We start from the raw sequence: 13,897 nt of genomic DNA, 5'->3' as shown, positions 1-13,897 counted from the left end.
CGTCAGAAATCCAGATCGGCGTAATGGGAAACCGGCGTCAGGCCGCGCACACGCTCGGTCAGGAGCGGGCGGAACGAGGGACGCGATTTCAGCCGCTGGTACCAGTCCTTGGCGAGCGGCGATTCCGACCAGTCGATTTCGCCGAGATAGTCGAGGATCGAGATGGAGGCAGCCGCCGCAAGGTCGGCGTAACTCATCCGCTCGCCGGCAAGCCACTGGCGCGAACCGGCCAGCCAGGTGAGGTAACGCATATGCTGGCGGATATTGGCGCGCGCCGTGCGCAATATCTTGGAATCCGGCGCGCCGCCGCCCTGATCCGCCGTCATCTGCAGCTTGTAGACGCGTTCGCGCGCCAAGGGCTTGGTGACGTCGTTTTCCATCTTCTGCATGAACCATTCCGTCAGGCGGCGGATTTCCGCCCGCTGGAAGGGGTCTTCGGCAAGCAGCCGGCGGTCACGCTTCAAGACGCCGTGCGTCTCGTCGAGATATTCGGAAATGACGGTTGCACCGCAGAGCGCCCGCATGCTGTCGTCGACATAGACCGGCAGCGTGCCGGCCGGATTGAGCGCCAGGAAGTCGCGGCGCTTCTCCCAGGTCTGTTCCTCGATCAGTTCCGCCTGATAGCCGTATTCCGCCAGGATGAGCCTGACGAAGCGGGATGCGGACGACATGGGATGATGATAAAGCGTGGGCATCGATACTCGGTGTGTTGATTGCTGTGCATGGGCTTAAGGGCGCGCCACTTATACCGCCCTAGTCATGACTCATGAGTTGAAGCTATAGGAGCTTGGCCCCGCCAATACAAGCGAATCGGGCGACACTGCCTGACAAGGGACAAAACATGGCTGCCTGAATCATCGCAACCCCCGCTCGCCTTTTCTTGCCTCCCGCACTGGCGAATGATGATTGTGCAGTGCAATATAAGCCTGAACGCCTTTCAGTCCGACCGAACCCCAAACCGGAGACACTTTATGGACTACGTAAGCTCTATAATTCTGGGCATAATAGAAGGGATTACCGAGTTCCTGCCGATTTCGAGTACCGGCCACCTCATTATTGCCGAGCAATGGCTCGGTGCGCGTAGCGACACGTTCAACATCGTCATCCAGGCCGGCGCCATCTTGGCCGTCACGATCATTTACTGGCGTCGCCTGCTCGATCTGTTGCTCGGCTGGCGCGATCCGCAGAACCGCGATTATGCCTTCAAGCTGATCGTCGCCTTTCTGATCACGGCGATCCTTGGCCTTGTCGTCAAGAAGCTCGGGTTCGAACTGCCTGAAAACGCCACGCCTGTCGCCTGGGCGCTTATCATCGGCGGCTTCTGGATGATCTTTGCCGAATGGGCCGCTGCCCGCCGCCCGCCGAGCGCGCATATTACCTGGCTCGTCGCCATTCTGGTGGGGATTGCCCAGGTCGTTGCCGGCGTCTTTCCGGGAACCTCCCGCTCCGGCGCCACCATCTTCGTCGCCATGCTGGCCGGCACGGGCAACCGCGCTGCCGCAACCGAATTCGCCTTCCTCGTCGGCATTCCGACCATGTATGCGGCCAGCGCCTTTTCGCTTCTGGAGACCTTCAAGGACGGCGGCGCGGCAAACGAGGACTGGACTGCCCTCGGCATTGCCTTCGTCGTTTCCACGATTGTCGCTTTCGTCGCTGTCAAATGGCTGCTCGCCTATATCAGGAGCAACCGTTTCACGGTGTTTGCGATCTATCGCATCATCCTGGGTGTTGTTCTGCTCGGCATGGCAATGGCCGGCATGATTGCCTGAATCGGCGCCCCCCCGCGAGCGATCGCATATGCGCCGCCCGCACCGGGATAAAAACCAAAGCCGGTTCGAAGGAACCGGCTTTGCTGTTAATGGGTAATGGAAGCTGTCGAGCAGGGATCGACGCCGTAAGCCGGCGAGCAACCGCCCTTCACCGCTGCGACGGAGCCCGGCGCAATGAAGGAGCCTGCGAGGATTACCAGTGCCGCACACGCAAAAAGAAGCGCGATTGACTTACCCATCAGAAATAGCCTTTCACAGTGATTGCCGCACGCCTGCGAGGCGCTTTGAGTCTATCTGAAGACGCGCGGGGGTGTTTAGTCAGTGGAATGGCAAATAGCAATAAACGTTCCTGCTAAATTTGATGTTAATTCCACTAAATTTCCTATGCGTCTTTTATGCAACGTCTCACAATATGAAACAGGTCATAACACGCCAGGCTTGCGCCAGATTTGCACCTGATGGAACAGAAAACGCCGCCCGCGAAGTGTCGCGAGCGGCGCTTGAACTGTCGGCTATCGATTGTCAGGCAGCCTTGCCGGAGCCGGTATACTGGCCGTGCGGGCGGTATTGCACGAGATAGGAGTCGAGCACCGACGTCGCCATGGTCGGCGTGATGCCAAGACCCTTGAGTGTGCGGCCCTCGGCTTCGGCTTCCCTCGAAACGACGTTGTCCTGCTTCAGGAGCTTGACCTGATCCGGGGTGATCGGCGGCGTGACGAACGGTACGAGCGAGGCGATGCTGCCGATCAGCGATGCGATGCCGAAGGGCAGCGAAACGAGCGGATTCTTGCGGGCCGTGACCTTCAGCATGGTCTCGAGACATTCGCGGAAGGTCAGCACTTCGGGGCCGCCGAGTTCGTAGATCTTGCCCGTTTCGACCTTGCCGTCCACGGCCCGCGCAACGGCCTCGGCGATGTCTTCGACATAGACCGGCTGGAACTTCGTCTTGCCGCCGCCGACGAGCGGCAGGATCGGGAACATGCGCGCCATGTCGGCGAACTTGTTGAAGAAACTGTCTTCCGGACCGAAGACGACGGACGGGCGGAAGATCACCGCGTCCGGCTTGATCGACAGGATGGCGGCTTCCGCGCGGCCCTTGGTGCGGCCATAGCTGGACGGCGAGCTGGAATTTGCGCCGATGGCGGAGAGGTGGGTCAGCGTTGCGCCGGCGTTGCGGGCAGCTTCTGCCACTGCGCGGCCGCCGAATTCCTGCACGGCGTCGAACGTGTTGCGGCCGCTCTCGAAGAGGATGCCGACGCAGTTGATGACGTGGTCCGAACCTTCGACGGCGCGGTCGATGGAGTTGCGGTAGCGCAGGTTCGCCTGGACAAACGAGATCTGGCCGACATTGCCGAGCGGCTGCAGAAAGCCGGCGAGATCGGGGCGGCGCACCGCAACGCGGATGCGATAACCGCGCTTGGCGAGCACCCGCACGACATGTCTGCCGATGAAGCCGGACCCTCCGAACACGGTGACGAGCGGGGGCAGGTTGGCAAGGGTCATGGCAGGCTCCTCGAAAGGCTTTGGAATGCTGTGATTGTTCTCGTCTTAGCCGAATACCGCCGCGACGAAAAGGGCCATCGCGCCGCAGTTTTCACCCGTTCGAAACTGGCTCAGACGCCTTCGACCACGACCATTTCCGCATCGGCAACTTCCTGGCGGATTTTGGCGGCGGCCTGGTATTCCGGCGAATTATAGCAGTCGACGGCATGCTGCATCGAGGGAAATTCGATGACGACATTGCGGGCGCGCGCCTTGCCTTCGAGCTCGGTGATCGCGCCGCCGCGGGCGAGGAAGTTCGCGCCATATTTTTCGAAGGCGGGCTTGGCGGTTGCGACATAGTCCTTGTAGCGCTCGAGGTCGCGTACATCGACGCGGGCGATCCAATATGCCTTGGCCATTCTTGTCTCCTTCAGCGGATCTGTCAGCGGTTTGCCGGCCACAGCGCGGCGACCATTTCATTGAGGATTGCCCGCGCCGCTTCCCGCGGCTCCGGCGCCTTGACGATCGGGCGGGCGACGACGAGATGGGTGGAGCCGGCTTTCAGCGCATCGGAAGGCGTCATCACCCGCTTCTGGTCGCCCTTCTCCGCGCCCGCCGGACGGATGCCGGGCGTGACGATGGCCATATCAGGGCCGATAATTTCGCGGACAGCGGCCGATTCCTCGGCCGAGCAGACGATGCCGCCCATGCCGGCTGCGCGTGCCTGTTCGGCCCGGCGTGCAACCAGCGTTTTCGGATCGAGCTGATAGCCGGCCTCGACAAGGTCTTCGGCATCCATCGAGGTCAGTACGGTCACGCCGAGCAGGCAGAGCCCGGAGCCCTTCGCCGCTTCGACCGCCGCCTTCATCGCTTTCGGATAGGCATGCAGCGTCAGCATCGACATGCCCATCTTGGCGATGTTCTCGACGCCGGATGCGACCGTGTTGTCGATATCGAGCAGCTTCATGTCGAGGAAGATCTTCTTGCCGCTGGCGGCAAGCTCACGGGCAAATTCCAGCCCGCCGGCAAAGACGAGCTGGTAGCCGATCTTGTAGAAGAGAATGTCGTCGCCGAGCGTGGAAACCAGTCTTTCCGCTTCGCCAATCGTTGGAACATCCAGCCCGACGATCAACCGCTCGCGTGCGTCCATCTCAAATCATCCCCGCCAGTCTTCGATGGGTGTCCAGTCGCATGATAAGCGCCGGTCCGCAAGACCGAAAGCATAGAGATTGCCGCCGCCGCCAGGCTGGTCGCGATCGCGCGCGATCGGCGCGCCCATCAGATGGCACTTGAGCAAGGTCCCGACGCCGCCGTGGCCGACAAAGGCGATCGGCGCATTCCGGTCATGCGAGGAAAGGATGGTCTCGACCGCGGAGACGATGCGGGCCTGTGCATCGGCGGCCCGCTCCCAGCCCCTGAAGCTCTCCTGCGGATGGGCGAAAAACCAGTTGGCCGCCTCTTCGAACTTGTCCGGCGGCAGGAAGCCCGTGGCGGAGCGGTCGTTCTCATGCATGCCGTGCACGATCTCGATTTTCGTGCCCGATGCCGCGGCAAGGATTTCCGCCGTCTCGATCGCCTTCGTCTCGTCGCTGGAGACGATGCGGGCAAGCCGCTTGGTCCAGTCGCCGGAAGCGGCCTTGCGGGCGCGTTCCGCGCCGAGGTCGGAAAGCCCCCATTTGGGAACGGGAACCTCAGGGTCGATCTTGACCTGAGGATGCGTAATATAAAGTCCAAACATTTATGCGCGCCTATAGATCCAGAGTTGGGCTGGAGGAATATTGCGCACGATGAAATCAAAATGATGAATGCTGTAGCGATCGGCATTGGCGACGATCGGCGAGACCGGCCCGTAGGAGATCTGCACCATCGGCCGGCCGGCCGGCATGCGGTCGAGCAGGCTTTCCAGGAGCGCGATGCGCGCCTGCATGGGGAAGTTCAGCAGCGGTATGCCTGAAATGACGCTGTCGAACTTCTGGTCCTTCAGCGATCCCAACGTTTTGTCGAGATCGAAGGCGTCGCCGTTGATGAAGGTGACGCCGGGATAAAGCTGCACCAGGTGCTGGTAAAAGTCCGTCGAATATTCGATGGCGACGAGCTTTTCCGGCTTCACGCCATGCGCAAGGATCGCCTTTGTGATTGCGCCCGTGCCGGGACCGAGTTCGAGCACCGGCAGGCCCGATTGCGGATTTGCGACACTCGCCATCTTGCGGGCGGTGATCGAGGATGTCGGAACGATGGAGCCGACGGTCTTCGGCCCCTGCATCATGCCCTTGAAGAAGCGGATCTCCTCGTCAAATTTCCTGCCGAGCCGTTCCTTGAGCCGCAATGCCATGCCATCCTCCCATGCCTGCCGTTCAACTCTCCCTTAATTGCAGGAGGATCGAACAAAAACAAGGGGAGATGTCGCGATCAGGAAAGTTTCAGGCAGGAAAACGACGCGCGTTTACACGCGCATCGGCATCAGGACATAGAGAGCGTCGTCACCGGCCGTGTCGCGCACGAGTGTCGGCGAACCGGCATCGGCCAGCAGGAAGATCGCCTCGTCGCCGGAAAGCTGCGCGGTGATGTCGAGCAGGTACTTGGCGTTGAAGCCGATTTCCATCGGATCCGTATCGTAGCCGACGGCGACTTCTTCCGTGGCGCTGCCGGAATCCGGATTGTTGACGGTCAGCAGCAGCTGGCCGTCGGAGAGCGCGAGCTTCACGGCGCGGCCGCGCTCAGACGAAATGGTGGAGACGCGGTCGACGGCCTGGGCGAAGCTCGTGCAGTCGACGCGCATTTCCTTGTCGTTATTGGACGGGATGACGCGCTGATAATCCGGGAAGGTGCCGTCGATCAGCTTCGAGGTCATGACGATGGAGCCGATCGTAAGGCGGATCTTGGCGTCGGAGACTTCGACGGTGACGATGGCGTCAGGCGTATCGACGAGCTTCTGCAGTTCGCCGACCGTCTTGCGCGGAATGATGATGCCCGGCATGCCTTCCGAGCCCGAAGGCGCATCCACGTCGGCGCGGGCGAGGCGATGGCCGTCGGTCGCAACGGCCCGCAGCTTCAAGTCGCCCTTGCTTTCGATCGTGTGGAAGAAGATGCCGTTGAGATAGTAGCGGGTTTCTTCGGTCGAGATGGCAAACTGCGTGCGGTCGATCAGCATCTTCAGGTCGCTTGCCGTCAGCTTGAAGGAATGCGTGAAGGTACCGGCGGTCAGGTCCGGGAAATCGGATTCCGGCAGGCACTGCAGCGAGAATTTCGAGCGGCCCGACTGCACGTTCATCGAGCCGCCGTCCTGCGTGGTGGCGAGCAGCACCTCGGCGCCATCGGGAAGCTTGCGCACGATATCGTAAAGAAGATGGGCCGGAACGGTGGTGGCGCCCGCCTGCTCGACATTGGCAGGCGTCGCTTCGGTAATTTCCAGGTCGAGGTCGGTCGCCTTCATGTCGAGGTTCTGCCCGTCGGCCTTCAGGAGCACGTTGGACAGGATCGGGATGGTGTTGCGGCGTTCGACCACGCGGTGGACGTGGTTCAGCGACTTCAAAAGGTTTGACCGCTCAATAGTAATACGCATGGGATGCTACCGCTTTCGACCTTTACTACCGGGGCGCAGGAAGCGCCGCGTCACTGCTTTCCCCTTCGGCAAAGGGGAGTGGACGGGCAAAATGGCAGAACTTTGCCAGCGAATGCAAGAGGCATGGCGGTCCAGGGGCCTGCAAATGCCGTTTTGTAATGCAATGCTCACAGAAATCGCGGCCCCTTGTCGAAGCGGCGCCGCTCGCCCATAAAGGGAAGGGGCCGGCGGGACGAAAGCGAGTGACATGACGCAAGAGACGACAGCGGAAACCGGCGCCCGGCGCGGCTTTCGTCTGCACAATATCGCGGTGCCGGCGCGCCCGCTGGAGGCGGCCCTCTATCTCGTCGCCACGCCGATCGGCAATCTCGGCGACATCACGCTTCGGGCGCTGGAAACGCTCGCCGGCGCCGACGTCCTGGCCTGCGAGGACACCCGCGTCACCCGCGTCCTGCTCGACCGCTACGGCATCCAGAACCGCCCTTTCGCCTATCATGAACACAATGCCGACGAGGCCGGCCCGCGTCTGCTGCAGGCGCTGGAGGCCGGCAAGTCGGTGGCGCTCGTCTCCGACGCCGGCACGCCGCTCGTTTCCGACCCCGGCTATCGGCTGGCGCAGCAGGCAATCGAGGCAGGGTATCGTGTCGTCCCCATTCCCGGCGCCTCCGCGCCGCTTGCCGCCCTTGTCGGTTCCGGTCTGCCGAACGACGCCTTTCTCTTTGCCGGTTTCCTGCCGACCAAGGACAAGGCGCGTCGCGACCGCCTCGCGGAATTCGCCAATGCGCCGGCCACGCTGCTCTTCTTTGAATCGCCGCATCGTATCGGCGCAACGCTTCTGGCCGCAGCCGAAGTGCTCGGCGGCGGCCGCCAGGCGTCGGTCTGCCGGGAACTGACGAAGACCTACGAGGAATTCCGCCGCGGCACGCTTGCCGAACTCGCCGCCCATTACGAAGAGCATGACAATGTGAAGGGCGAAATCGTGCTCGTCATCGGCCCGCCGAAGGACGAGCCGGCGAGCGAGACCGACGTCGAGGCGGTTCTCGCCGATCTTTCAAAAGCGCTGCCGACCGCCAGGGCGGCGACGGAGGCCGCCCGCCTGACCGGTCTGCCGCGCAAGGTGCTCTATCAGAAACTTCTCGACATGAAGGCCGCGGATGGCTGACGGCGAGGCCACGCTCCGCAGGAAAAAGGCGCTGCGCCGCGGCTCGGCGGCGGAATATATCGCCGCCCTTTTCCTGGTGCTGAAGGGCTACCGCATCCTCGCCCTGCGCTACAGGACGAAACTCGGCGAGATCGATATCATCGCCCGCAAGGGCGATCTTGCCGTCTTCGTCGAGGTCAAGGCGCGCGCGGATGAAATGGGCGCGGTGGATGCCGTCTCCTACACGTCTCAAAATCGGATCCGGGCGGCGAGCGATCTTTGGCTCGCGCGCCAGCGTGACTATGCTCTTCTGTCGCAACGCTATGATATCATTGCGATATTGCCGGGAAAACTGCCGCGCCATTTCCCGAATGCCTTTTAGGATCGCGAGATTCCGCACACGCCTGGAGGCTCGCGCGCAAGGCTTCGTTAAAATTTTAGCGTCTGCTTGAACGGGCTTTTATGACTCTTTTGTTATCCACGCCTCAGCTAGGGGTAGCAAACTGGGGGATACAGATGGCCTGGAAGATGATGCTCGCAAGCGCTGTCGCAATGGCTGCGCGATCCGTGCCTTATGCTGCGCTGAAACCGACAGGTCAAACGTTCGTCGCGCACGCCAGCGACGACATGGTGCTGAAGTCGACGCCCATCAACCCGGACTGGATCATCAGCGGCAATCCGCAGGCGCGCACGGCAGAACATTCCCGCGGCCACGACGAGGCAGCGCTCACGGCGATCTGGGATTGCACGGCAGGCGAATTCCGCTGGCGTTTCGGCTGGGACGAGACGGTCATGATCCTCGAAGGCGAGGTGCACGTTACGACCGAGGACGGCCTTGAGCGCACGCTGCAGGCAGGCGATGTCGCCTTCTTTGCCGGCGGCACCTGGGCGAACTGGCGGGTGGACGATTATGTCCGCAAGGTTGCCTTCCTGCGCAAGCCCTTCCCGAAGCCGCTCGCCATCGCCTACCGCCTGCGCAACCTCTTGCGCAGCAACGGCAGCGCCGGCATCGCCGCCTGAAAATAGCGCCCGCGCAGATGCCGGAAGCCATTGATTGCCGTTGCGTTTGAGGCCTGACCGACCTACATCTGGGCGGCATCAGCTCAAGGGACGGAAATGGCCAAGATCAAGAACGTAGCGGTCCAGATGGACCATGTCTCCGGCATCAATATCGCGGGCGATTCGACCTTCGCCATGAGCCTCGAAGCGCAGGCGCGCGGCTACAGGCTCTTCCATTACACACCTGAGCGCCTGAGCTTTCGCGACGGCACGCTCTATGCGTCCGTGGAGCCGATGGTGCTGCGCGACGTCAAGGGCGACCATTTTGAGCTCGGCGCGCCGGAGCGCATCGACCTCTCGACGATGGATGTCGTCCTCTTGCGCCAGGACCCGCCCTTCGACATGGCCTACATCACCTCGACTCATCTTCTGGAACGCATCCATCCGAAGACGCTCGTCGTCAACGATCCGGCCTGGGTGCGCAACTCGCCGGAGAAGATCTTCGTCACCGAATTTTCCGACCTGATGCCGAAGACGCTGATCACCAAGGACCCCGGCGAAATCCGCCGCTTCCGCGACGAGATGGGCGATATCATCCTGAAACCGCTCTACGGCAACGGCGGCGCCGGCGTCTTCCATTCCACCAGGGACGACCGCAACCTGTCGTCGCTGCTCGAAATGTTCGGCCAGCTTTTCCGCGAACCTTTCATTGCCCAGCAATATTTGCCCGACGTGCGCAAGGGCGACAAGCGCATCATCCTCGTCGACGGGGAGTTTGCCGGCGCCATCAATCGCGTCCCGGCCGAGCATGACAGCCGCTCCAACATGCATGTCGGCGGCCGTGCCGAGCCGACCGAACTGACGGCGCGCGAAAAGGAAATCTGCGAGCGCATCGGTCCGGCCCTGCGTGAACGTGGCTTCCTGCTTGTCGGCATCGACGTGATCGGCGATTACATGACCGAGATCAACGTCACTTCGCCGACCGGCATCCGCGAGGTGAAGAAGTTCGGCGGCGCGGATATCGCAAGCCTGCTGTGGGATGCGATCGAGCGCAAACGCGGCTAGGACAGGTCCGGCAAGCGTCCGTAGCGCTTGGCTGAAACAGGGAGAGAGCATTTGCGCGGTCCGAGGATCGAAGAAAATGCTCAGCCTGTTCCGTCTTTGATCGCCTTCGTTCCGACTTTGCAACCGGCCGCAATTCGATTGCAGCGGAAGGCTGAATCTGTTCGCTTATCGTTCTTGTTTTATTCCGGATTCCATGCAAGATTGTGACCGCCTTCATAGGCGGGGCATGAAGATTACGGGGCAGGGGCATGGTCGCGCGCGTCAGCACGGTTGCATTTCAGGGGATTGAAGGTGTCCCGGTGGAGGTCCAGGTCATGGTCGCCCCCGGCAAAATGGGGATGCAGATCGTCGGCCTTCCGGACAAGGCGGTTGCGGAGAGCCGCGAGCGGGTGCAGGCGGCCTTGCACGCCTCGGGGCTGGCGCTGCCGGCAAAACGTGTGACGGTCAACCTTGCGCCTGCCGACCTTCCCAAAGAGGGCAGCCATTTCGATCTTCCCATCGCGCTCGGGTTGATGGCGGCGCTCGGCGCCATTCCGGCGGATGCCCTGGCCGACTATGTCGTCGTCGGCGAACTCAACCTCGACGGCACGATCGCCGCCATCGCCGGCGCCCTGCCGGCCGCTATCGGCGCCAATGCCACCGGAAAAGGACTGATCTGCCCGGCCGAAAGCGGCGCGGAAGCCGCCTGGGCGGGATCCGAGGTCGATATCCTGGCGCCGCGCAGCCTGATCGCGCTGGCCAACCATTTCCGTGGCACCCAGATCCTGTCGCGCCCGGAACCGTCCATCCGTCCCAGCGCCGCAAACCTTCCCGATCTCGCTGAAATCAAGGGGCAGGAAAGCGCCAAACGGGCGCTGGAAGTGGCGGCTGCCGGCGGCCACAACCTGTTGATGGTCGGGCCGCCCGGTTCCGGCAAGTCGATGCTGGCATCAAGGCTGCCTTCCATCCTGCCGCCGCTCTCGGCGGCCGAACTGCTGGAAGTCTCGATGATCCATTCCATTGCCGGTCAGCTCTCGGGCGGCAAGCTCTCGGACCGCCGGCCTTTCCGCACGCCGCACCATTCGGCGACCATGGCAGCCCTCATCGGCGGCGGCCTGCGCGCCCGCCCTGGCGAAGCTTCGCTTGCCCATCACGGCGTGCTTTTTCTTGACGAGTTTCCCGAATTTGCGCCGCAGGTGCTCGATGCTTTGCGCCAGCCGCTGGAAAGCGGCGAATGCGTCATCGCGCGCGCCAACCACCGGGTTTCCTATCCGGCGAGGATCCAGCTTGTCGCGGCGATGAACCCGTGCCGCTGCGGCATGGCGGGCGAACCCGGCCACACCTGCGCCCGCGGCCCGCGCTGCATGAGCGATTATCAGGCCCGCATTTCCGGACCGCTGATGGACCGCATCGATATCCGCATCGATGTGCCGGCCGTTTCCGCCGCCGACCTCATCCGGCCGACGGCGGCCGAGGCGAGCGCCGATGTTGCCCGGCGTGTCGCCCGCGCCCGTGCGATCCAGCGCGAACGTTACGCTTCGGCAGGTGCTGCGGCTATTTCCACCAATGCCGGATGCTCCACCTCGATGATCGAGAAATTCGCCGAGCCGGATGCCGCAGGATTGCAGTTGCTGCGCGATGCCGCAGACAAGATGAAGTTCTCGGCGCGTGGCTATCACCGCGTCCTGAAAGTCGCCCGTACGCTCGCCGATCTCGATGGCAAGGATACGGTTGGCCGTATTCATCTGGCGGAAGCGATCTCCTATCGCGTTGCCGGCGAAAGGCTGACGGCAGCGGCGTGATATGGGCGAATAGAGAGTGGCGAATAGCGAATAGCGAATAGAAAAAGCTTGCCCGGCACCGACGGGACATCCACCTTTCGCTATTCGCTATTCGCTATTCGCTATTCGCTATTCGCTATTCGCTATTCGCTATTCGCTATTCGCTATTCGCTATTCGCTATTCGCTATTCGCTATTCGCTTAGCTTCCCAACCCCTCAAACAACGCCGTCGAGAGATACCGTTCCGCAAAGGACGGAATAATGACGACGATGGTCTTGCCGGCATTTTCCGGGCGGCGGCCCACTTCGATTGCGGCCGTCAGCGCAGCACCCGAGGAAATTCCGACCGGCACGCCTTCGAGCCTGGCGACCAGCCGGGCCTGCTGGAAGGCCTCGTCATTACTGACGGTGACGACCTCGTCATAGATGCTGGTGTCGAGGATCTTCGGCGCAAAGCCGGCGCCGATACCCTGGATCTTGTGCGGGCCGGGCGTGCCGCCTGACAGGACCGGCGAGTCGGCCGGCTCGACGGCAACGACCCGAATATCCGGCTTGCGGCTCTTCAGCACCTGGCCGACGCCGGTGATCGTGCCGCCCGTGCCGATGCCGGCAACGAAAATATCGACCTTGCCGTCCGTGTCGTTCCAGATTTCCTCGGCCGTCGTCTTGCGGTGGATTTCCGGATTGGCCGGGTTTTCGAACTGCTGCGGGATGACGGCGTCAGGAAGCGAGGCGGCAAGTTCTTCGGCCTTGGCGATCGCGCCCTTCATGCCCTTGGCGCCTTCCGTCAGCACCAGTTCGGCGCCGAGCAGCGCCAGCATCTTCCGGCGCTCGACGGACATCGTCTCGGGCATGGTGAGGATCAGCCTGTAGCCCTTGGCGGCAGCCGCGAAGGCAAGCGCAATGCCCGTATTGCCCGATGTCGGTTCGATCAGCACGGTCTTGCCGGGCGAGATCTTGCCCTGCGTCTCCAGGCTCTCGATCATCGCGACGCCGATACGGTCCTTCACCGAGGCGATCGGATTGAAGAACTCCAGCTTGGCGAGGATGTTGGCGACCGCGCCCTTCTCCTTGGCAAGCTTGTCGAGGCGAACGAGCGGCGTGTCGCCGATTGTATCGGTAATAGAGGAATAGATGCGGCCGCGGCCCGGTTTGTGCGACATGGTGCTCTCCCTTTGAAATCCATTCTGAAATCTGTGGAAACAATAGGGTCAAACCGGCGGTGAGACCAGAGTGGCTTCATCCGCCCACCGCTCGAGCCAGAGAAAAAATCCTTTGAAAACCGTCCGTTGCCGAATGTTTATTTCAGGCTGCACGCGTGGCGATGAAGGCGGCCGTGCCCGCCAGGATACTGGCGGCGACCCGGTTCAGCGCCTGCAGGGCGCGCGGTTGCTTCAGCATCGTGCGGGCGCGCGAGGCAAGCAGCATATAGGGAATGAGCACGATCATCAGCACCGCGAAGGTGACGGCGAGCAGCATCAGATATTCGCGCATGCCGATGCTGTTGAGATCGATCAGCGTCGGCACCAGAGCCACGTAAAAGAGCATGGTCTTCGGATTGCCGAGCGTCACCAGCAGGCCGGACAGGAAGGACATGCCGGCACTGCCGGATTTCTTCGCGGCGATATCCTGCGGCAGCAGGCCGGCGGTCCAGAGCTTCCAGGCGATGTAACCGAGATAAAGCGCGCCGGCGATTTTGATGACGAGGAAGATCTCGGTGAAGGTCTGCGCCACGAAGGCAAGGCCCAGGATAACGGCGGTAAGATAGGTCATGTCGCCGAGCACGAGGCCGAGGCCCATGAAGAAAGTCTCGCGGAAGTTCGAGCCGAGCGCACGCGCGACGATCGCCGTGATCCCCGGTCCGGGAATGGCGGCGGCGATGAACAGGGCGCCGGCATAGGCGATCAGGGCGGTAAGGCTCATCTTCAGCTCCAAGCGGTTGCCTGGCCTTCCTATAGGCGCTTGCCGCAGCCTGCATCAATCGCCTGACGCTGATCCGTCCATAACCATAAAGAATAGGTCGGTTGAACGATGATCTACTTGGAAAGCGATGTTGCCTTGCTATTTTCCCCTTGCACGCGGCCGCAGACACGGCCCGCCGCGGCTTCCCCCAGGCCGT

General features: G+C 62.2%; 16 protein-coding genes. 6 read left to right on the top strand and 10 right to left on the bottom strand.

The genetic code is table 11. The features are described from left to right. Positions 1-2 precede the first annotated feature (2 nt). Entirely contained in the window at positions 3-695 is a 693-nt protein-coding gene (locus ACU8HS_RS07705; RefSeq protein ID WP_112565217.1) for a glutathione S-transferase family protein, read from the bottom strand. Positions 696-971: 276 nt separating this feature from the next. Between ACU8HS_RS07705 and ACU8HS_RS07700 the strand changes: the two genes are divergently transcribed. Beyond that, positions 972-1,769, top strand: coding sequence for an undecaprenyl-diphosphate phosphatase (locus ACU8HS_RS07700; RefSeq protein ID WP_112565219.1), 798 nt, complete (start codon positions 972-974; stop codon positions 1,767-1,769). Positions 1,770-1,855: 86 nt separating this feature from the next. Here ACU8HS_RS07700 and ACU8HS_RS07695 read toward each other — a convergent pair whose 3' ends face one another. The 7 genes from ACU8HS_RS07695 to dnaN all read right to left on the bottom strand — a co-directional run bounded on the left by ACU8HS_RS07695 (position 1,856) and on the right by dnaN (position 6,813). Continuing rightward, positions 1,856-2,008, bottom strand: a complete 153-nt coding sequence (locus ACU8HS_RS07695; protein WP_165911864.1) for a hypothetical protein — start codon at positions 2,006-2,008, stop codon at positions 1,856-1,858. 283 nt (positions 2,009-2,291) lie between these two features. Then, entirely contained in the window at positions 2,292-3,272 is a 981-nt protein-coding gene (locus tag ACU8HS_RS07690) for a complex I NDUFA9 subunit family protein (protein WP_112754014.1), read from the bottom strand. Between the two features lie 110 nt (positions 3,273-3,382). After that, on the bottom strand, positions 3,383-3,670 hold the full coding sequence (locus ACU8HS_RS07685) for a DUF1330 domain-containing protein (RefSeq protein WP_112565691.1): 288 nt from the start codon (positions 3,668-3,670) through the stop codon (positions 3,383-3,385). A gap of 23 nt (positions 3,671-3,693) precedes the next feature. After that, positions 3,694-4,401, bottom strand: a complete 708-nt coding sequence (gene pyrF, locus ACU8HS_RS07680; RefSeq protein WP_112565223.1) for an orotidine-5'-phosphate decarboxylase — start codon at positions 4,399-4,401, stop codon at positions 3,694-3,696. Positions 4,402-4,407: 6 nt separating this feature from the next. After that, positions 4,408-4,989 (bottom strand): histidine phosphatase family protein, encoded by a 582-nt coding sequence (locus tag ACU8HS_RS07675; protein ID WP_447015704.1) that lies wholly within the window; start codon positions 4,987-4,989, stop codon positions 4,408-4,410. Further along, positions 4,990-5,583 (bottom strand): phospholipid N-methyltransferase PmtA, encoded by a 594-nt coding sequence (pmtA, locus tag ACU8HS_RS07670; protein WP_112565227.1) that lies wholly within the window; start codon positions 5,581-5,583, stop codon positions 4,990-4,992. It abuts the gene before it with no gap. A 111-nt stretch (positions 5,584-5,694) separates the two neighbouring features. Beyond that, complete coding sequence (dnaN, locus tag ACU8HS_RS07665) at positions 5,695-6,813, bottom strand: DNA polymerase III subunit beta (protein WP_112565229.1); 1,119 nt, start codon at positions 6,811-6,813, stop codon at positions 5,695-5,697. Positions 6,814-7,060: 247 nt separating this feature from the next. Here dnaN and rsmI point away from each other — a divergent pair, with 247 nt between their 5' ends. The 5 genes from rsmI to ACU8HS_RS07640 all read left to right on the top strand — a co-directional run bounded on the left by rsmI (position 7,061) and on the right by ACU8HS_RS07640 (position 11,799). Next, the gene (gene rsmI, locus ACU8HS_RS07660; protein ID WP_112565231.1) at positions 7,061-7,975 is read left to right on the top strand and encodes a 16S rRNA (cytidine(1402)-2'-O)-methyltransferase; all 915 of its coding nucleotides are present in this window, start codon (positions 7,061-7,063) and stop codon (positions 7,973-7,975) included. Continuing rightward, complete coding sequence (locus ACU8HS_RS07655; protein ID WP_112565233.1) at positions 7,968-8,336, top strand: YraN family protein; 369 nt, start codon at positions 7,968-7,970, stop codon at positions 8,334-8,336. Before rsmI ends, ACU8HS_RS07655 begins: the two co-directional genes overlap by 8 nt. A gap of 134 nt (positions 8,337-8,470) precedes the next feature. Beyond that, on the top strand, positions 8,471-8,974 hold the full coding sequence (locus ACU8HS_RS07650; RefSeq protein ID WP_112565235.1) for a cupin domain-containing protein: 504 nt from the start codon (positions 8,471-8,473) through the stop codon (positions 8,972-8,974). A gap of 96 nt (positions 8,975-9,070) precedes the next feature. Next, on the top strand, positions 9,071-10,018 hold the full coding sequence (gene gshB, locus ACU8HS_RS07645) for a glutathione synthase (protein WP_112565237.1): 948 nt from the start codon (positions 9,071-9,073) through the stop codon (positions 10,016-10,018). Between the two features lie 248 nt (positions 10,019-10,266). Beyond that, entirely contained in the window at positions 10,267-11,799 is a 1,533-nt protein-coding gene (locus ACU8HS_RS07640; protein ID WP_447015703.1) for a YifB family Mg chelatase-like AAA ATPase, read from the top strand. Between the two features lie 179 nt (positions 11,800-11,978). Here the strand turns inward: ACU8HS_RS07640 and cysK are convergent, their stop codons facing one another. After that, positions 11,979-12,941 carry a cysteine synthase A gene (cysK, locus tag ACU8HS_RS07635; RefSeq protein WP_112565240.1) on the bottom strand — a complete coding sequence of 321 codons (963 nt, stop codon included), beginning with the start codon at positions 12,939-12,941 and terminating at the stop codon, positions 11,979-11,981. Positions 12,942-13,083: 142 nt separating this feature from the next. Continuing rightward, positions 13,084-13,701 (bottom strand): LysE family translocator, encoded by a 618-nt coding sequence (locus ACU8HS_RS07630; RefSeq protein WP_112705126.1) that lies wholly within the window; start codon positions 13,699-13,701, stop codon positions 13,084-13,086. Positions 13,702-13,897 lie beyond the last annotated feature (196 nt).

The organism is Rhizobium sp. KDH_Rht_773_N, from assembly GCF_052946295.1.
Note: the sequence above shows the minus strand (reverse complement) of the source record. Positions and strands in the feature narration are given on the sequence as shown.